This is a genomic window from Rhizobium sp. CF142, from assembly GCF_000281145.1.
Lineage (GTDB): Bacteria > Pseudomonadota > Alphaproteobacteria > Rhizobiales > Rhizobiaceae > Rhizobium.
In genome coordinates, this window is the sequence record NZ_AJWE01000114.1 from 90,901 (window position 1) to 107,906 (window position 17,006).

Annotated in this window: 20 protein-coding genes; 4 read left to right on the plus strand and 16 right to left on the minus strand. The window is 58.8% G+C overall.

What is annotated here, in order from left to right:
• Positions 1-13: 13 nt before the first annotated feature.
• Both PMI11_RS28305 and PMI11_RS28310 read right to left on the minus strand, forming a co-directional pair.
• Positions 14-490 (minus strand): TIGR02391 family protein, encoded by a 477-nt coding sequence (locus tag PMI11_RS28305; protein ID WP_007824161.1) that lies wholly within the window; start codon positions 488-490, stop codon positions 14-16.
• Positions 483-1,157, minus strand: coding sequence for a DUF5343 domain-containing protein (locus tag PMI11_RS28310; RefSeq protein ID WP_007824163.1), 675 nt, complete (start codon positions 1,155-1,157; stop codon positions 483-485). The genes PMI11_RS28305 and PMI11_RS28310 overlap by 8 nt, the downstream gene beginning before the upstream one ends.
• Before the next feature lie 449 nt (positions 1,158-1,606).
• On the opposite strand from PMI11_RS28310, the gene PMI11_RS28315 reads away from it, so the two are divergent.
• Positions 1,607-2,197 (plus strand): ankyrin repeat domain-containing protein, encoded by a 591-nt coding sequence (locus PMI11_RS28315; protein ID WP_007824165.1) that lies wholly within the window; start codon positions 1,607-1,609, stop codon positions 2,195-2,197.
• Positions 2,198-2,227: 30 nt separating this feature from the next.
• The gene (locus PMI11_RS28320) at positions 2,228-2,740 is read left to right on the plus strand and encodes a YHS domain-containing (seleno)protein (protein WP_007824166.1); all 513 of its coding nucleotides are present in this window, start codon (positions 2,228-2,230) and stop codon (positions 2,738-2,740) included.
• A 15-nt stretch (positions 2,741-2,755) separates the two neighbouring features.
• Here PMI11_RS28320 and PMI11_RS28325 read toward each other — a convergent pair whose 3' ends face one another.
• From PMI11_RS28325 to PMI11_RS28335, 4 genes are all read right to left on the minus strand, one after another.
• Complete coding sequence (locus PMI11_RS28325; protein WP_007824168.1) at positions 2,756-4,969, minus strand: adenylate/guanylate cyclase domain-containing protein; 2,214 nt, start codon at positions 4,967-4,969, stop codon at positions 2,756-2,758.
• 36 nt (positions 4,970-5,005) lie between these two features.
• The gene (locus PMI11_RS37495; RefSeq protein ID WP_157179707.1) at positions 5,006-5,347 is read right to left on the minus strand and encodes a hypothetical protein; all 342 of its coding nucleotides are present in this window, start codon (positions 5,345-5,347) and stop codon (positions 5,006-5,008) included.
• Positions 5,348-5,408: 61 nt separating this feature from the next.
• Positions 5,409-6,752: an O-antigen ligase family protein gene (locus tag PMI11_RS28330; protein ID WP_007824175.1), complete on the minus strand. Its 1,344-nt coding sequence runs from the start codon at positions 6,750-6,752 to the stop codon at positions 5,409-5,411.
• The gene (locus tag PMI11_RS28335; protein ID WP_007824177.1) at positions 6,746-7,483 is read right to left on the minus strand and encodes a glycosyltransferase family 25 protein; all 738 of its coding nucleotides are present in this window, start codon (positions 7,481-7,483) and stop codon (positions 6,746-6,748) included. The genes PMI11_RS28330 and PMI11_RS28335 overlap by 7 nt, the downstream gene beginning before the upstream one ends.
• Positions 7,484-7,711: 228 nt before the next feature.
• Between PMI11_RS28335 and PMI11_RS28340 the strand changes: the two genes are divergently transcribed.
• Positions 7,712-8,455 (plus strand): SIMPL domain-containing protein, encoded by a 744-nt coding sequence (locus tag PMI11_RS28340; RefSeq protein ID WP_007824179.1) that lies wholly within the window; start codon positions 7,712-7,714, stop codon positions 8,453-8,455.
• Positions 8,456-8,569: 114 nt separating this feature from the next.
• On the opposite strand, the gene PMI11_RS28345 is transcribed toward PMI11_RS28340, so the two are convergent.
• From PMI11_RS28345 to PMI11_RS28380, 8 genes are all read right to left on the minus strand, one after another.
• A complete protein-coding gene (locus PMI11_RS28345; protein WP_007824181.1) occupies positions 8,570-8,941 on the minus strand; it encodes a hypothetical protein in 372 nt (123 codons plus the stop codon).
• A gap of 164 nt (positions 8,942-9,105) precedes the next feature.
• A complete protein-coding gene (locus tag PMI11_RS28350; protein ID WP_007824199.1) occupies positions 9,106-9,411 on the minus strand; it encodes a hypothetical protein in 306 nt (101 codons plus the stop codon).
• A 122-nt stretch (positions 9,412-9,533) separates the two neighbouring features.
• The gene (locus tag PMI11_RS28355; protein WP_007824202.1) at positions 9,534-9,956 is read right to left on the minus strand and encodes a secondary thiamine-phosphate synthase enzyme YjbQ; all 423 of its coding nucleotides are present in this window, start codon (positions 9,954-9,956) and stop codon (positions 9,534-9,536) included.
• 107 nt (positions 9,957-10,063) lie between these two features.
• Positions 10,064-10,417 carry a DUF1428 domain-containing protein gene (locus PMI11_RS28360; RefSeq protein WP_007824204.1) on the minus strand — a complete coding sequence of 118 codons (354 nt, stop codon included), beginning with the start codon at positions 10,415-10,417 and terminating at the stop codon, positions 10,064-10,066.
• Positions 10,418-10,523: 106 nt separating this feature from the next.
• The gene (locus PMI11_RS28365; protein ID WP_007824205.1) at positions 10,524-11,747 is read right to left on the minus strand and encodes an MFS transporter; all 1,224 of its coding nucleotides are present in this window, start codon (positions 11,745-11,747) and stop codon (positions 10,524-10,526) included.
• A 123-nt stretch (positions 11,748-11,870) separates the two neighbouring features.
• Entirely contained in the window at positions 11,871-12,527 is a 657-nt protein-coding gene (locus tag PMI11_RS28370; RefSeq protein ID WP_157179708.1) for a hypothetical protein, read from the minus strand.
• 140 nt (positions 12,528-12,667) lie between these two features.
• Positions 12,668-13,066: a DUF427 domain-containing protein gene (locus PMI11_RS28375; protein ID WP_007824207.1), complete on the minus strand. Its 399-nt coding sequence runs from the start codon at positions 13,064-13,066 to the stop codon at positions 12,668-12,670.
• A 226-nt stretch (positions 13,067-13,292) separates the two neighbouring features.
• The gene (locus PMI11_RS28380; protein ID WP_007824214.1) at positions 13,293-14,228 is read right to left on the minus strand and encodes a phytanoyl-CoA dioxygenase family protein; all 936 of its coding nucleotides are present in this window, start codon (positions 14,226-14,228) and stop codon (positions 13,293-13,295) included.
• A gap of 135 nt (positions 14,229-14,363) precedes the next feature.
• On the opposite strand from PMI11_RS28380, the gene PMI11_RS28385 reads away from it, so the two are divergent.
• Positions 14,364-15,227 (plus strand): helix-turn-helix domain-containing protein, encoded by an 864-nt coding sequence (locus PMI11_RS28385; protein ID WP_007824216.1) that lies wholly within the window; start codon positions 14,364-14,366, stop codon positions 15,225-15,227.
• Here PMI11_RS28385 and PMI11_RS28390 read toward each other — a convergent pair.
• Together PMI11_RS28390 and PMI11_RS28395 are read right to left on the minus strand one after the other, a co-directional pair.
• Positions 15,224-16,111: a DMT family transporter gene (locus PMI11_RS28390; RefSeq protein WP_007824218.1), complete on the minus strand. Its 888-nt coding sequence runs from the start codon at positions 16,109-16,111 to the stop codon at positions 15,224-15,226. The genes PMI11_RS28385 and PMI11_RS28390 overlap by 4 nt on opposite strands.
• A gap of 72 nt (positions 16,112-16,183) precedes the next feature.
• A complete protein-coding gene (locus PMI11_RS28395; RefSeq protein ID WP_007824220.1) occupies positions 16,184-16,984 on the minus strand; it encodes an AraC family transcriptional regulator in 801 nt (266 codons plus the stop codon).
• Positions 16,985-17,006 lie beyond the last annotated feature (22 nt).

Below are 17,006 nucleotides of genomic sequence, written 5' to 3' on the forward strand. Positions count from 1 at the left end.
CATTTCGTTTGGATCAAGGCGCTATTCTATCCTCAATCCGCCTGAGCAACGTAGAAGCCATCGACAAGTGGTCTAGGCACTTGTCGATGGAGTCATGAATTATCTCATGGCCCCTTGGATTTCGAATCGCAGACATCGATCCCGCGAAGATGAATTTGAAACCACTCTGTTCATCCAGTTCGCTCTGCGTGAGCATGTCGGTCAGCTTGATCTTGGGGTTCTTCTCGCCAAACGCATTCATCATTAAGCCGTGGCCGCTGTCGTTCACGCTGGAGAGCGTCTTCACATGAGAGTCGAGAAGTTTGAATGCTTCGAACGTCGCTTGCGAATAGTGACCGTCGTCAAAGAGGGCTTTGGACACGCGAGCTATAGCCGGATGGATGTTCCGCTCATCGAACGGATGCGAACTGCGTGCCGACTGTGACGGAGCAGCTACCACATTGCGGGAAGCTCTAGCGATCTTTTCGAACCGCGTAAGGTTCTTAAACATCGAGCAGATTAGCCTTGATGCTCTTGAAGATGTTGTCGTAGGTTTCCTGCGATCCCTCCGCGGGCAAGTTGATTTCGATCCGCACCGTTAAGGCCATGTCCCTTTTCGTCGACGTAGTATGTGGGGCGGAAACGGTAACGGGTCCGGTAACGGTGTTCGCCTGTTTCGCTTTTACCGGCTTAGCCCTCGCGGCCTTTGAGTTGCCACCAGGAGCGGGCGCTCGGGGCTTGGTCGCCGTTGGCTGCTGTTCGTTTCCGGCAAGAGCACTAAAGGCCAAGAAGACCCCGGCCTGTCTTCCACCGATGACTTCGCTAGTTTTATCATTGGTGCGGAAATAGGCGGTCAACTCACCCTTGGTCAGCGTCCATGCATCTTCGCCTCTAATCTCGAATAAGTCGGCATAGGCTTCCCGAACCAGAGACCCGAATGCCTTTTCGAAATTCCCCGGAGGCAAAAGCAAGACTTCATGGCCTTTGTCTGTTCGCTTTCCTTCTTCGTCGATGATCCCAAGAAACTGCAAAGCGTTGATGACATAGCTCTCGTTGTTCGAAGCCAGCTGGTATTTTTTCACGGTTTCCGAGGACACCGTAGCGGGGAAATTCTTCCGAAGAAAACCGATCATCTGCGTGATGTTGCCGGGGCCAGAGATATACGGATGCGACGCCATAAATTCCTCCCTGAATCGAATGAACAATAGATCGCGCCTGCGCATGAGTTTAGTCAACAGAGTCAAGCTTTAGTTGTGCAATTCGATTATTACAGAAGCAGTTCATACCCAGATATTTTGCAGGAGAAACAGGATTTTGTCTGCCGAAGACGAATACTTCCGCGTCAGAGCCGACTGGACTCCGGACTTATCTGACAATGGATACAAAGAATTCGCACCCGTTTTGCGATGAGTCTGCAAACCGAATGGGGCGTACTTTGATCTCATGAATGAAATCCACGCACCCCAGATGGCGAACAATTTTTACTACTGAGAAGCGATGGTTTTTGATGTGACGGCCACACCTCTTCGTCAACTGCATCGCCATTTATTGCCGCTCCCTCATATTCATGATAACTTAACTACGCTTTCGCGCTGTGAAGCCAGTAATGGCAAAACGGGGGTGCGCGATGAATGCCTTTTGGATCAGCTTCATCTGTTTCGGCCTTGGGATTTCCGCAGCGTCCGCGGGCCCGCTGCACGATGCCGCGCGCGAAGGCAATGTCGAGCGCGTCAAGCAGCTTGCCGATCAGGGCGCAAACCTCGCCGAGCCTGACGATACGGGCGAACCGGCGCTTTTGATTGCGGCCCTCTCCGGCAAGGCCGATGTCGTCACTCTTCTTCTCGACCGCGGCTGCGATATCGAAATCCGCAACAAGGGTGGGCTGACGGCCCTGCATGCGGCGGCCTATGGCGGGCATCTCGATATCGTGGAGTTGCTGGTGGCGAAGGGCGCCTCCGTCAACGACCACGAGAACTTCTACAATATGACGCCGCTGCATGCGGCAGCCGAGGAAGGCCATGCCGATGTCATTGCTTTCCTGCTTGCGCAGAAGGCCGATATCGAGCCGAAGGAAAGAAACGGCTACACGCCGGTGACCCAGGCCGGATGGCGATCGCACTGGGATTCCGTCACTCTTTTGTTGAAAGCAGGCGCCGCCTGTCAGGGAGCGGACCTTACGGGTCAGTGGCTCTATGACGAATGCACGAAGCGAAAATGAGCGTGCGCGCCTGAAAACGGGAGCATTGAAATGTCTCACTGGAATGGATTTGTGAAGGCCGCAGCGATAGGCGGCATCGCCGTCCTGCTGCTGGCGAACGAGGCCACAGCGGAAGACTTCGTCAATACGGGCTATTTCGGGGATGTGGCGATCAAGGGCTACGACCCGGTCGCCTATTTCACGGACGATAAAGCCGTGGAGGGATCGCCCCAATATTCCCATCACTGGCTGGGCGCCACCTGGTATTTCGCCAGCGCCGAGCATCGTGACATGTTCGTCAAGGATCCCGGCAAATATGCCCCGCAATATGGCGGCTACTGCGCCGATGGCGTGTCCTTCGGAACGGTGACCACCAATATCGATCCGAATGCCTGGCGGATCATCGAAGGCAAGCTCTATATCAGCTATGATCCGGGTGCGGCCGAAGGGTTGGTGAAGAACCCGACGAAGGTGGTCGACTCCAAAAAGCACTGGTCGGAAGTGCAGAACATCCTGATCTCGGAGAAGGCGCAGAAAGACTGGCAGCATCCCTCTGCCCAGTAGCTGACCAATCACCAGTCAGCCCTCGATCGAGAAGAATTTCAGCGCCTGCGGCGTGACATGCACATATGTCGCGCCGGGCTCCTCGGGAGCGCGATTGCGATAGACGTTGCCGCAGACCATCCTGTCGAGGAAATAGCCCGGGAATTTCTCGCAGAGCCAGTCTTCTTTAATCTCGACGGTGCCGGTAATATTCGTGTTGGCGCTGCGATAGGCGGTATTGCCGGCTTTGTCGAAGAACTGGACGAATTGCGTGCCGTTGCGATGTTTGCCGGTCCAGGTCTTGTCGCTGATGAGATCGCGCAACTGCTCGCCGGTGACCTGATCGGCCTTCTCGCCCTGAAACCCAAAAGGCCATTCGGGAATTCCAGCTTTCTGCAGCCTGCTCAAATGCAGGTTCAGATCGTCCTTGCGCCAGTAGTCGTAGAGATAGCTGTAATAGGTCAGATTGCTTTCGGGAAAGAGCGCCAGCAGCTTCGTCTTCTCCTGCAGGCTGCGTTTCTTGTCGCCGTCCTCGATATAGGCTGCGGTCAGGAATTCGCGCGCAGCCTCCGCATTGGGAAGCGCGTCACGGGCCGCCTCCATCAGCGAGATCGACCGATCGTCATCACCCACGATGTAGAAGACGATACCCGCCAGCAACTGGAAGCCGGGCGATGGCGAAGGATCGAAGCGCAGCGCCTTTTCCATTTCCGTGGTCGCCTGGTCATGATTGCCGATATGAGCGAGCACGAGGGCCAGATTGCCATTGGCTTCAGCGTCGCTCGGCTGCGCCTGCACGGCACGGTTCGCCGATATCAGCGCCTCCGTCTGGCGCCCGTCGACCAGTTGCAGAAGTGCCAGCACAGTATGCGCCCGCGCATTGTTCGGATCGATCTTCAATGCCTGCCCTGCCGCATCATAGGCGATCTTGCGGGCCACGGCGGCCGACCAGAGAATATTGTAATCGTTGCGCCAGACATCGACGGCGATGCGCGCGATCCCCGCATGTGCTTCGGCAAAGTTCGGATCGAGGTCTATCGCCTTCTGATAATAGGACAGCGCCTCGCGGTAGGTCCCGACGTCCCCATAGCTCACGCCGGCCTGCTCGGCGCGCATGTAATAATCATAGGCCTCGAGGTTCTCGGTCGGGATCTGCGCCAGTTGCGTGCGCTCGCCCTCGCTGAGCCTGATGGCAAGCGCTGCGATGATCTTGCTGATGACATCATCCTGGACCGCGAAAAGATCGGCATATTCGCGGTCGTAGCGCTCGGCCCAGAGGGAAAGCCCGGTCAGCGCATCGATCAGTTTGACATTGATGCGCAATCGCGAGCCTGCGCGCTGCAGCGTGCCCTCAAGGACATAGTGAACACCGAGCTCGGCCGCCACATCCTGAATCTTGCCGCCATCATCACGCACCGCAAAGACGGAGTGGCGCGCAATGACAAAGAGGCCGGAGACTTTCGACAGTTCCGTTATCAGATCATCGGTCAGGCCCTCGGCAAGATGATCGTGCTCCACGTCGCCGCTGACATTGATGAATGGCAACACGGCAACGGAAGGTTTGTCAGGCAAAGGATAGGCAAAACGCCCGGCAATCGAGGAGGTTTCAAGCAGCGTCCATGGCTGCCACCACAGAGCCGCTCCTGCCAGAATGACTAGGACAACACCAGCCATTGCCGCGATGCGCCGGCGGCCGGGATACCTCTTGATACTGGTGGCCCTGTTTGCCCCAACCGGGCCGAGCGCCACCCGATAAACCCGCACGGGCTCGGGGAGGCTTTTGACCCTCTGCTCACCGAGTGAAACGAAACCGACGTCGAGTTTCGATTTCACCTGGTCGTAGGCTGGCCCGGAGATCGCGATCCCGCCTGGCTCGGCGAGCACCTGCATACGGTCGGCGAGATTGACGCCATCGCCGTGGATGTCGTTCCCCTCGACGATGATGTCACCCAGATTGATGCCGATGCGGAAATCGAGGCGAAAATCGGCCGGAATCTCCGCATTGTGCTTCGCCTTCAGCTTCTGCACGTCCACCGCGCAGCGCGTGGCCTCGACCACGCTGTGAAATTCGACCAGCAGCCCGTCGCCCATGGTTTTGACCAGCCGCCCGCTATGCTCGGCGATCAAGGGCTCGACAACCTCCCTCATGTCTGCCTGGAAACGCAGACGCGTCCCCTCCTCATCGACCTGGCTTAAACGGCCATAGCCCACGACATCGGCAATCAGGACGGCTGCAAGGCGGCGCTCCATGTCGGTCTCTTCCCCCGAAAGGACGACAGCGTCATCTTACAGCACCACTATGGCCGATACCATCGCGGCCATTGACCGGATCTCGGATGCCTTAGGCCGACCGCGATCCCTCCATGTCATATCACTGTCATATTCTGCATAGGTGGCATGCCAAAATGCCCATTGTTGCAGCATCGCGCACAAATTATATGCTCGCCGGCTAACAAAAATAAAAAAAGTGAGCTTGCTATGCCCATGATTTTCAAACGCCGCAAAAGCGGCCTTATACGACGGATCGTTAATAGCTTCGATTCCGCCCAGCAGCGCTATCGTGATGCGCGCGAGGCAAGGAAGACCGCGATCCATCCTTCGTTTCTGGACGATTTCGGTATCTGACAACGCGGGCGCTCCAGCCTAGGAGCGCTCGGCAACCCCTTTTGGGCGGGGTTCCATCGCCCTCTCAGGCAGCCTTCTGATCCCGAGATGCCATGCCGGTATCCTGCCTGATCTCTCCTCTCTTCAACATGATCCCGCAGGCAAACGCGACGGCGGAGAACACGAAGAAGAACGATTCGCCGATTGCCAGTCGGTTGTTGGAGTTGGACAGGATCGTTCCAAGGAAGAATAACGTCACCATGCTATAGGCGAGTAGCGCGCTGAGACTGATCAGCTTGGCTCTCCACGCAGCGAAAACGCGGCTGTACATGCCTGTTGCCAATATGGCGAAAACGATAATGCCGAACAGCCCGTGACGGACAAGCATTTCGAAATAACCGTTATGGAGCAGCGTGTAGGGTACGCTGGCATAGGTGGTCGAGTTCCAGAGCGTCAGCCAGTGATTGCCGGCACCAAAGAAAGGCGCCTGCGCAATCACTTCCGAAGCATTCGCCCAGAGCTGCAGCCGTTCACTCATCGACTCCGGCGTATCCTTTGACGCGATGGCAGTAGCAACAGCATCCCATGCGCCATGCGCAGCGATTTCGGTCTCGATCCGCGCGGTTGCCTCATAGGTCGGGCCGGCAAACCTCCAGATATCATCGCCGCCGACAAAAAGCGCTGCTGCTATGAGAGCGACGATAACAGCCCCTACCAACGCGGCCCGGCGTCTATTTGCGTAAAGCAGCAGCGAGGCCAGCATGAGCGGCCCGACGAGGACGAGGCTCAGCCAGACGCCTTTCGCCTTGGAGCCATAAATATTGAAAAGGCAGAGCGCTATGATGAGTGTCGCGACGGCGAAAATCCAGCTGCCGGAACGGCGCGCGAGCTTGCCGGTCTCCCAGGCGTGCAACAGCCAGTAGAAGGCGCCGATCATCAGGAAGCCGCAGCCGATCGCGCCGTGGATCAGGTTGTTATGAAAGAGCGGCGAAATACGGTCATCGCCTGCAAGAATCAGCCGGTAATCGGTGGAGATCAGCAGGGCGGCAAGTGCGATCGGGAAATAGATCGCAAAGATCGTTTCGACATGTTTCCGGCTGGAATAAAGCGCGATGCCGACAGCCGGAAAAAACAGCGGAAAAGCGTAAAGCCAGTCGGACGCGCCCTTCTCGCCGTGGACGATCAGGCCGAAGAGGAAGCGCAGCAGCGCGTAGGCGCCCCAGGCAAGGCAGGCATTGGCCAGCCAGTCTCGCTTCAGCAGACTGAAATTCGGCTTGAACCACACAAAGGTCGTCCCGATCAGCAACAGCGCCGCATAGCGATAGCTATCGCTTTCCAGAATGGGCGCCGAAATCAGCAGCAGCCACAGGATGACGAGGACGGGCTTGAGGCGGGAGGGCGTGGCAATCGGCTCTTCGCTCGCTACCATAGAGAATATTGCACCCTTCTAGCATAATCGGCGGCGCGAACCAGATGCGTGACGGAGCGGCGTATTCCCTTGAATTTCTGCCGCCTGTAGTCGCGCTTCGTCGCAATCGCCGTTTCGTGGCTGTTCGGCCCTAGCTCTATCAGATTGTTCTTGACCGTAAAGGTATTAACCTCGGTCGACCACCCGCGTTCTAATGCCACATCGAAGGGATAGACCATGACGGTCATGGTTCGCAGAAGCTTGCTTGCACCGGATCGGGTGACCAGATAGCAGGCGGCCGAACCCTGCGGCCCGTGGACGCAGCGGCCGATGGCATCGCCGAATTTCGTCGTCGCCTTCTGCATGAAACCCTTGGACCGGTGGTTGAGCAACTTGACCAGTTCCGCTTTCGGAACCGCAGCAAGCACAGCCTCTGCACGTTCTATCAGATCGGCCTGCAGTTCCACGTCATCTTCCATGATGATCGCTGCATCATTGCTGCTGTCGAGAAATTCGGTGAGAGCCTTGACGTGGCTGCGATAGCAGCCGTGCTCGCCCGGCAGATAGTTCCTGCCATTGCGAAGAAGAAATTGCCGTTTGTCGATGTCAGCCTTGTCGTGTGGCTGGATCTGCGAGCCATCCACCCCGGATATCCTGACGACGTCGAGCGCCAGCGAATTGGCCCTCCGCGAAAGTCCTTCCCAGCGAGCGATGGAACGGTTCAGGTTGATGACATAGGCACCGATTTTCATAAAAGCGAAACTTCAGCATGAGACAGAAATGCGGTTCTTTATAAGTCGAGGCTTAACCGCGGGCAACATCCACACGCCCAGACACCTACCATGCGTTGATTGCCCCCTACACCCCTTAGTGGAAAGCAATCATCATGATAAAGCAATTCTCATATCGATTCCTGCCGCAATAGCTTCACAATCCACAGACACAAAACTCGCAGGGACGCAAACAGCCGAGGAACTAACATGGCGCCGAACTACACCAAGACTGCCCTTCTGACAGCCTTTCTAAGCCTGCCGCTTGCGGCATCCGCTCCACTTCTGGCGCAGGAGAATCGGCCGCGCGAAGCGGTCATCACCGTGTCCGGAGAGGGCGAATCGGCATTGGCTCCCGATATGGCCGTCGTCAATCTCGCAGTGGTCAAACAGGCAAAGACCGCCCGCGAAGCGCTCGACGAAAACAACAAGGCGATGAGCGAGGTGCTGGCCGCACTGAAGAAGAGCGGCATTGCCGACCGCGACCTGCAGACCTCGGGCTTTTCGATCCAACCGCAGTATAATTACCCGCAGCCGGTCGACAACCAGCCACAGCCGCCGCAGCTGATCGGCTATCAGACCAGCAATTCGATCACCGTTCGCGTCCGCGACCTGTCCAAACTGGGCGAGATCATCGACCAGTCCGTCACGCTTGGCATCAATCAGGGCGGCGACATCCAGTTCACCAACGACAAGCCGGAAGCAGCCTTGGAGGCAGCCCGCAAGAACGCTGTCGCCAACGCGATCAAGAAGGCGAAGACCTTGAGCGAAGCCGCCGGCGTGAAGGTCGGCCGCGTCGTCGAGATCAACGAGAATGTCGTGCGCCCGATGCCGCAGCCGGTCTATCGCGCCGCAATGATGAAGGAAGCCTCCGATGCCGGCGCCGTTCCGGTCCAGGGCGGCGAGAACAGCTACAATGTCACCGTCAGCGTAACTTTCGCAATCGAACAGTGACCCCCACAGGGCGCTTCGGCGCCCTGCCCCCGACGGGAAAAGCCGTTCAAAAGAAAACCGCCCTTGCTGTCTGCAAGGGCGGTTTTTATGCGACCGACGATCGTGCGCCCGCTATCAGCGGCGCATGAGCGGGCAACCGCGAACGTTACCGAAGGTCATCTGGTCGGGGCCGCGACGGCTCCAGCCCTGCACGATGACACGGCGCGGCGTGATATCGACGACGCGCGTGCGGCGCAGGCCGTAATCCTCGGCGATGTTTTCCGCCATGCGCGGATCGCAGCCGCCACGCGGCGGGCGCCCGTAGCCCGGCGGACGGCCGTAACCCGGCGGCGGTGGCGGCGGGCGGCGCCAATCCGGCGGGGGCGGACCACGGTCCGGTTCGCCGATAATGATATTCACCTGTGCTGCAGCCGGCGCAACGGTGCCGGCCAGCGCAGCAGCGGAAAGAAGGGCAGCAAGCCCCGCCTTCGCCAGAAACTGCATCATGAAAAGATCCTCGTGGTTGATAGCCGCGCGGGCAACTGCCGGAGCCTGTTTCGGAATCACTTACATACAGTTCCGAGAGAAAACGGGTGACGGTGTCGCGGTCAAGGTAAAACGGCCGAGCTCAGGTTTTCTTAGTTCAAGTTCTCCCGGCTCCGCTGAACGAATTAGCGATACATGAGCGGGCAACCGCGCACATTGGCGAAGGTCATGCGGTCCCAGCCACGTCGGTCGCGGCCGGCAACGACGACCCGGCGGGGCGTAATATTGGAAATACGCACGTCGCGCAGGCCGGAATAGCGGGCTTTGTGGATGGCCTGCATCGGCGAGCAGCCGCGAACCGGCGAGCGGTGATACTGCGCCTTGACGACGAAATCCGTCTGGGGCGCGGCGAAAGCAACGGAGCCGGCAAACGGGAGGGAACTCAGGGCGAGCAGGGCGGCAAGCGAAGCCTTGGCAAGGAAATGCGACATTGGGGTTGTCTCCTCGTGGTGTTTCCTCAATCTCCCTTTTGGGATTGTCTGGAGACTAAACGCATGAAGCTGAATGCCATTCGAACCGCCCATTCAGTTGGCATTCACAAGGGTTAATGACCTCACGGACTCAGGTGCAACACCACGTCGCGCCGGTGCGGCCGGTCACGATGCTCGAAGAGATAAATGCCTTGCCAGGTGCCAAGGACCAATCGGCTGTTGCCGACGGGAATGCCGATCGAAACCTGAGTCAGCGCCGCCTTGATATGGGCCGGCATATCATCCGGTCCCTCTGTCGTATGAACGACCCAACGCATTGACGGGTCGGATGTCGGCGGCACGAGGCGGCGGAAAAAGCTGTTGAGGTCCGTCTTCACGTCGGAATCGGCATTTTCCTGGATGAGCAGCGAACAGGAGGTATGGCGCACGAAAACCGTCAGCAACCCCTCCTCCGTGCCGGACTGTCGCACGAAGGCTTGGGCTTGATCCGTGAATTCGTAAAAGCCCTGACCACGGGTGGAAAGCGTAAGCATCGTCTGGGGCAAGGCAGTCTCCGTCGCAGATTGTCTCTCGCGAGGTGGCGCGCCTTGCCCTCGAAGTCAATGGCATCCGTTTGAGCCAACAGAATGATTCAATCAGACCAGAAAAGACTTTATAGCCGCAGCAACTCCTCGAAGCCGCCATAGATCATGCGCTTGCCGTCGAAAGGCATCTGCCACTTGTCGCTGGAAAGGCGCGGATCGGCCATCACCTTGGCATTGATCTCGTCGCGCTGCTGTTTGGATTTGTAGAGTATCCAGGAAAACACCACCACCTCGTCATCCTTGGCCATCACAGCGCGTGGAAACGAGGTCAGTTCGCCATAGGGCACGTCGTTGCCAAGGCATTCGACATATTCGAGCGCGCCGTATTCCTTCCAGATCGAGCCGGCATAGGCGGAGAATTCCTTGTAAGCATCGACATTCTCGCGGGGAACGGCGACGATGAAACCATCAACATAGGACATTGCACTTCTCCTCTCGTGTTAACGCCCGAAGGACGTTCGACGCCGGCCACACCCGACATTGCCGCGTCAATTAACGCCCGCGGCCGATGCAACAAGGAGATAAAGCCTAGCCCTGAAGGGTCTTCACCTTCAGCAGGTCGGGAAAAAGCCGCGTCCACAAGAGCACGACGACGATCGTACCGAACCCGCCGACAATGCCGGCCACGACCGGGCCGACCACGCCGGCAAGCATGCCGGACTCGAATTCGCCAAGCTGGTTCGAGGTGCCTATGAAGAGAGAATTCACGGCATTGACGCGGCCGCGCATCTCATCCGGTGTCAGAAGCTGCACGAGAGAGCTTCGCACGACGACACTGACCGTATCGGAGGCACCGACGACGAGCAGCGCGATGACGGAAAGCGCGATGTTTGTGGAGAGCGAGAACACGATGGTGGCGACACCGAAAACCGCGACCGCCATCATCATCTTCCGGCCGACATCCGATGTGAGAGGCCGGCGGGCCAGCACGATGGACATGGCAAGCGCACCGATTGCGGGCGCCGCGCGCAGCAGGCCAAGACCCCAAGGACCGGCATGCAGAATATCGCGGGCAAACATCGGCAGCAGCGCCGTCGCTCCGCCAAGCAGCACCGCGAAGAGATCGAGCGAGATGGTACCGAGCATCACCGGCCGGCTGCGGATGAAGGAAACGCCGGCGAAGACGGAGGCAAGTGTCACCGGCTCGCGTTTCGAAGGCGTCCACTGCATGCGGATCGAAATCACGTTGAAGCTCGCGACGGCAAAAAGCACGGCTGCGACCGCGAAGGGCGCAATGGGGCTGACGCCATAGAGAAGACCGCCGAGCGACGGGCCGATAATCAGCGCCGTCTGCATCAGCGAGGTCGAAGTGGCAACGGCTCTCTGCAGCATCGAGGCCGGCACGATATTGGGCAGGAGAGCCGCCATGGTGGGCCGCTCGAACGCGACGACAGCGCCCATGATGGTGACCGCGACCAGAATTCCAACCGGAGAAAGCCATTGCTGCCAGGTTGCGACCGCCAGCACCAGTGCAGTGATCGCCTCGATCAGCTGGCAAGCGAGCCCGATCCGCCGGCGGTCGAACCGGTCGGCGACGTGACCGACGACAAAGGTCAGCACGGCCATCGGCAGGAACTGGCAGAAACCGACAAGAGCGAGCGCAAAGGCGCTGTGTGTCTGATCGTAGATCATCCACCCCATGGCGATACCGACGGCCTGGAAGGAAAGCGAGGAGAAGACGCGGGAGGCGGCGAAGTTCAGATAGCCGGGATGGCGCAGAACGCTATCCCGCTCTTTCACTGGTATGTCCATTGTTCAGTCACCAGCCTGCGGCCAAGCCACAGGCACATATAGGAATCTTATAAGAGCGGAACGGTGTTCTGCTTGAAAATGATGTATGTCAACAGGAATAAGCTCCGGCGCGCAATTGCCGCATCAACGTTGGGGCGGGCAGCAGCCGACCATCTGGCACGCAGCAGTATGGAGCTGGTCGCGCATGTCGAGCAGCCACATGGTCTCTTCCATGACATCAAGGATTGCCCCACGCAAACCCGGATCGACAAGAGCGAGTAGCTCGTTCTGCGAACTGCCTATGGTCGCTGTGCCACTGAGAAGCTTCCTCATCTGCTCGACAGAGGGTGCGGTGGAAATCTCGACCCTATCCAGGATGTCCGGAGACGGAATGCCCATCCAGGCAAGTGCCGAAGCGACGAGCACTTTGGAAAGTGCCCGGCACAGAGGACAGGACAACTCCTCGGATGTATTGACGATCTTCCGCTTGAAGCAGGCGATCGTCGCCCGGACCTTGCTGTTGACGGCTGCGAACATGCCGACCGCGATCCTGCGGGCAGCGTCGACAGGTCTCAATATGTAGACCCTTTGTCGGCTCCGAAGTGATGTGGCGGCACTATTTTCCTCATTGAAACCCTGAACAAGGAAATCGCCCCTTCCCGCCAGTATTTCCAGAAGGATCAGAACGTATCCGTCACTGCGAGAAACATCGAATTCGAGATTGAAAGAACCATCGCCGATGCTCTCTACGATCCGGATATCCAATACTTCGGAGCGAAGCTCCACCTGATCCAGTTTCATGAAGCCCCCGGTCTGCAGTATCCTCGCGCGCGGCAAAGATACTGCAACCTGAGAGGGATTCATATTAACCTAATACGCTTACGTATCCGTCGTCATTTTGACCCTGGTGCGTAGATCATAGGTGGAAGTCAAGCTATCCCTTAGAACTGCCCAGCTTCGGGCGACGACAGCTCTTCGATGGAATCGACCCTGTCAGGGTAAAAAGCCATATAACCCTTGATGTTGGCAACGGCGGGATTGGGCGTTTCATACGTCCAGATCGCATTCTTCGAACGCTCGCCGCCAACAGGAATGCTGTAGTAGGAGGCATCCCCCTTATAGGGGCAATGGCTCTCGTGGTCGGTGCGCTCCAGCAGCGACATGTCCACATCCTTGCGTGGAATATACTGCACCGGCGGATAGGAAGCCTCGCGAAGCGTCAGCGCATCATGCGTATCGGCAATCACGCGGCCGCCGAGCTTGACGACGATACGGGAGGGATTGTGTTCGACGGTGATCGGATGATCCGGCCCGGGAATCTTGATCGGCTTGCCTGACATGGATGTCATCTCCGGATTGATATCTCTTTGAAAGAGATAGGGTACGCAAGCGACCATCCCAAGGGGTCAGCAACTGCCTTCTCGTTCTCGGCGGATTTCATAAGCCCGCAGGTGTGGATAAGGGGCAGCATCGGCGGCTTCGTGCCGGACTTCGCAATCATATCGCCGATGATGATGAAAGAGCCGCGGAGGCGTCCACCTCCGCGGTTTGTGATCTGCTATCCGCTTACCAGCGGTCGAGGCCAAGCAGCTTGCGGCCGAGCGGCGTCAGCTCGGCGGTCTTGGCATTGTGCTTTTCCCATTCGCGCGGATCGCCGGGGAAGGCATCACGCTTCGGATGGTCGAGTTCCCGCCATAGGCGGATGCGCTCGTCGCGTTCTTCGGCATTGTCGTATTCGGCCGGATGCATGGAGATATATTGCGCCATGCGCACGCGGTTCTCCGCATGGTTCGGGCGAACGCCGTGGGCGAGTAGCGAGTTGAAGATCATCAGATCGCCCGGCTCCATGTCGATATTGACGGTCGAAAGGCCTGTCATATCGGGATGCATAGGATCGCGATCCTCGGGCTGCGTCTTCACCCATTCGTCGAAATGCTCGAAGAGATAGGGAACGCACTGGAAGCCGCCGACATCGCCGTCCTGCTTCTTGAGGCTCAGCACGCCCTGCACGCCGATCGGTGGCGGCCGGATGGATGTATCAACATCCCAATGAATGAAGCCGTTCGGATTGCCCTTGACCTTCTTCGGCGGGTTCAAATTGGCGCGGTCGATCGTCACCCACAGGTCTTCGCGGTCCCAGATGTCGACGAAGACGTCGTAGACGCGCTTTTCCATGCGGTTATCCCAGAGGGCCTGGTGATTGTAGATCTCCAGCATGCCGGTATTGTTGAGCTCTTTCATCTTGTGCTCACGGCGCTGCGGCGCATACCAGGTGGAAGAATCGTTCGGATCCTTCTCGTCAAAACGCCAGAGCACTTCCGCAAGCCGCTCGACATTGGCTGCAGGAACGGCCTGGCGAACGATCACATAGCCCTTCGTTGTCCAGTGCTGCCAGTCCGCCTCCGAGAGCACGCGCAGCGGAAGTGTCTTCCTGATGTCCTTGAGCTGGGTGGTGACCGACGAGGCCGTCGGATGAGCGTCGCGTTTCGCTGCCAGTTGCATGAGATCCTCCCATCGTTTGATCCATCCCTGTTGTTTCAGGCAATAAGGAGAGTGTAGCGGACAGCCGCCAGCGATGTTGTGCCAGCTTGGCAAATTATGATACTATTCTGGCGTCACTAGTCTGAAAGGCGCCCGATGAGGCCTTATCTGGAGATATTGCCGCGGCATGCCGACAGCTCCTGGAGCATGCTGAACCGGCGGCTGGACGAGGCGATCCCGTTCCAATGGCACCATCATCCCGAGTTCGAGCTGACGTTGACGCTGAATTCCATCGGCCAGCGTTTCATTGGCGACCATACTGGCGAATATGGGGATGGCGACCTCGTGCTGGTCGGCCCCAACCTGCCGCACACCTGGGTATCGCGCGCAAAATACGACGAGGTAAACCCGCATATCGCCCTCGTGCTATGGTTCCATCCGGACTGGATACAGAAGATGACATCAGGGGCTGTGGAGCTTCGCCCGGTCGAGGCAATGCTTGCCCGCGCAGATCGCGGCCTGCACTTCTCGAAGGAGGCAGCCGAAGCCGTCCGTGATGACATCGAAGCCATCTTCGTAAAACCGCCCGCGGAAAGGCTGCTCTCGCTCTTCAACATTCTCGGCGCCATCGCCGGCGACCGGCAGGCAGCTGCGCTGGCCAGCACACCCGGCCAGAGCCGGGAATTGCAGGAGAGCCGTGAGCGCATCGACCGGGTACTCACCCACCTGCATCTGCATTATGCCCGCACGATCGCACTGGAAGAACTTGCCGATATAGCCGCACTCAGCGTCTCCGGCCTGCACCGGCTCTTCCGCCGCCACACCGGCACCACCGTCTCCGACTATCTGATCCGTATGCGCATCGGTGATGCCTGCGCCCGCCTTTCGGCCACGGCCCAGCCCGTCGGCCATATCGCCGATGCCGTCGGCTATAGTTCGCTTGCCAATTTCAACAGGCAGTTCCGGGCGCAGACCGGAATGACGCCGCGGGAATACCGCAACGTCTTCCGCCGCGCTTAAACCTTGGCAGGTCGCCGAAGGCTGGTTAGGCCAAGCCCGATAACGGCTGCGAGTACACAGGCGATGCCAAAGATCTGGTTGAGGCCGATCGCCTCCCCCAGAACAAGGAAAGCGAAGATGACTGCCGATGCCGGCGCAACGGCTGTAAAGAGAGAGGCCTCCGCGCCGCTGACGCGCTCCGCTCCCGCATACCAGAGCACGAAGCCGCCGACCGTCGGCACCAGCGCGTAGTAGATTACCGCAACGACGGCGGACTGCACCCCGATGCCGATATCATGGTGCTCGAACAGAGCCGGTACGGCTGCAACCACGAAGCCGATCGCCGTCATCAACGCCGACTGCGTCAGCGGCGGAATGGCCGTACCAAGCCGCTTGTTCAACAGAATGAACAGCCCTTCGCAGATGACGGCCCCGAAGATCAGCATGTCCCCGACAAGAGATCCCCGCCCGGCCACCGGCGAAAAGGCGATGGAAAAGACACCCGCAGCCGCAAGCCCGATCGCCAGCAACAGTAAACGATGCGGCCTCTCGCCAAGCAGGAGGATGGAGATAGCCGCGGAGACGACAGGTAGCGTGCCGATGATGACGCCGGCATTGGCCGCCGATGTCAGCGACAGGCCTGAAATCAGCAAGGTCGTGTAGCCGACGCTCCCGGCCCCCGCCTGTGTGACTAGGATCAGCCAGTCCCGCCCGGAGAGCCGCGGCAGCCGCAAGCCCGTCCAGCGCATGAGAAAAAGGAAGAAGGGAAAGGCCACGGCAAAGCGTAGCGCCGTCGCCGTAAAAGGCGGCAGGCCCGAGGCAATGACCTTACTGGCGATAACCGTGCTGCCAACGGTCACCATGGCCAGCGTGAGATAGATATAGCCCTGAAATTCCCTGCTCATCTGCCGCTCCCTTCGAGATGGAGCAAACAAACAGGTTGGGCAGCACTAGGTCTTGAACGAAATTGCAGGAGATCAGGAATGGCCGCGCGCATAAGCGCCGGGCGTCAGACCGTAGCGGGAAACGAAGGCGCGTGTCATATGGCTCTGGTCGGCAAAGCCGCTTTCGGCTGCAGCCTCCGCCAGCGACGCACCACCGGCGATCAGCCGCCGGGCAAGATGCACGCGAGCCTGAACGAGATAGGCATGCGGCGTAAAACCTGTCGCCCGTGCAAAAGCGCGCAGCACCTGAAACCGGCTGAGGCCGCTCTCCTCTGCCAGATCGGAAAGTGAAATCCCAGCCGACGGATCATCATCGATTATGCTGCGGGCATGAACAATGGAATGCGGTGCCGTTGCCGGCTCCTCCTGCATCGCCGTTTCCCGCAGGGCATCGGCAATGACCGACAACAGCAGCTCTTCGCAGCGCATCCGTTCCTCGTTGCCGGTCACGGCAGAAAACAGCGCGCGAAACCGTTCGGCGAGCAGCCTGTCGTGAATGACGGGGCGCGGAATTTCCGAGCGGCCGATCCCGTCCTGTGCAACCTCGCGCGCAAGACCCTCCATCACAACAGGATCGAAATAGAGAATGCTCCACGAGCGCGCCTCGCCGATCGGCGCCCCGTCATGGACCTCATTCGGATTGACGGTGATGAGATCGCCGGCCTCCGCCTCGACCATGCCGCGCCCGCTCAGCGATCTTTGAGCCCCGGAAAAGATGAAGCCAATGCCGAACTGCTCATGCGTGTGGCGCGCGAAACGATGGCCTGATGTCGCCACCACAGCTTCCACGCCGGGCACGGACGAGCGCAGCATTCTAAACTGGCTGGCGGGCATGGAAAACTCCTTCGCGACCGAC

Coding starts and splice junctions, on each gene's coding strand:
- PMI11_RS28325 (WP_007824168.1), bottom strand. CDS start 4,969: ATGGAGCGCCGCCTTGCAGCCGTCCTGATTGCCGATGTCGTGGGCTAT.
- PMI11_RS28305 (WP_007824161.1), bottom strand. CDS start 490: ATGTTTAAGAACCTTACGCGGTTCGAAAAGATCGCTAGAGCTTCCCGC.
- PMI11_RS28340 (WP_007824179.1), top strand. CDS start 7,712: ATGGCGCCGAACTACACCAAGACTGCCCTTCTGACAGCCTTTCTAAGC.
- PMI11_RS28375 (WP_007824207.1), bottom strand. CDS start 13,066: ATGTCAGGCAAGCCGATCAAGATTCCCGGGCCGGATCATCCGATCACC.
- PMI11_RS28385 (WP_007824216.1), top strand. CDS start 14,364: ATGAGGCCTTATCTGGAGATATTGCCGCGGCATGCCGACAGCTCCTGG.
- PMI11_RS28380 (WP_007824214.1), bottom strand. CDS start 14,228: ATGCAACTGGCAGCGAAACGCGACGCTCATCCGACGGCCTCGTCGGTC.
- PMI11_RS28370 (WP_157179708.1), bottom strand. CDS start 12,527: ATGAAACTGGATCAGGTGGAGCTTCGCTCCGAAGTATTGGATATCCGG.
- PMI11_RS28350 (WP_007824199.1), bottom strand. CDS start 9,411: ATGTCGCATTTCCTTGCCAAGGCTTCGCTTGCCGCCCTGCTCGCCCTG.
- PMI11_RS28395 (WP_007824220.1), bottom strand. CDS start 16,984: ATGCCCGCCAGCCAGTTTAGAATGCTGCGCTCGTCCGTGCCCGGCGTG.
- PMI11_RS28345 (WP_007824181.1), bottom strand. CDS start 8,941: ATGATGCAGTTTCTGGCGAAGGCGGGGCTTGCTGCCCTTCTTTCCGCT.
- PMI11_RS28360 (WP_007824204.1), bottom strand. CDS start 10,417: ATGTCCTATGTTGATGGTTTCATCGTCGCCGTTCCCCGCGAGAATGTC.
- PMI11_RS28320 (WP_007824166.1), top strand. CDS start 2,228: ATGTCTCACTGGAATGGATTTGTGAAGGCCGCAGCGATAGGCGGCATC.
- PMI11_RS28310 (WP_007824163.1), bottom strand. CDS start 1,157: ATGGCGTCGCATCCGTATATCTCTGGCCCCGGCAACATCACGCAGATG.
- PMI11_RS28365 (WP_007824205.1), bottom strand. CDS start 11,747: ATGGACATACCAGTGAAAGAGCGGGATAGCGTTCTGCGCCATCCCGGC.
- PMI11_RS28390 (WP_007824218.1), bottom strand. CDS start 16,111: ATGAGCAGGGAATTTCAGGGCTATATCTATCTCACGCTGGCCATGGTG.
- PMI11_RS28335 (WP_007824177.1), bottom strand. CDS start 7,483: ATGAAAATCGGTGCCTATGTCATCAACCTGAACCGTTCCATCGCTCGC.
- PMI11_RS28330 (WP_007824175.1), bottom strand. CDS start 6,752: ATGGTAGCGAGCGAAGAGCCGATTGCCACGCCCTCCCGCCTCAAGCCC.
- PMI11_RS28315 (WP_007824165.1), top strand. CDS start 1,607: ATGAATGCCTTTTGGATCAGCTTCATCTGTTTCGGCCTTGGGATTTCC.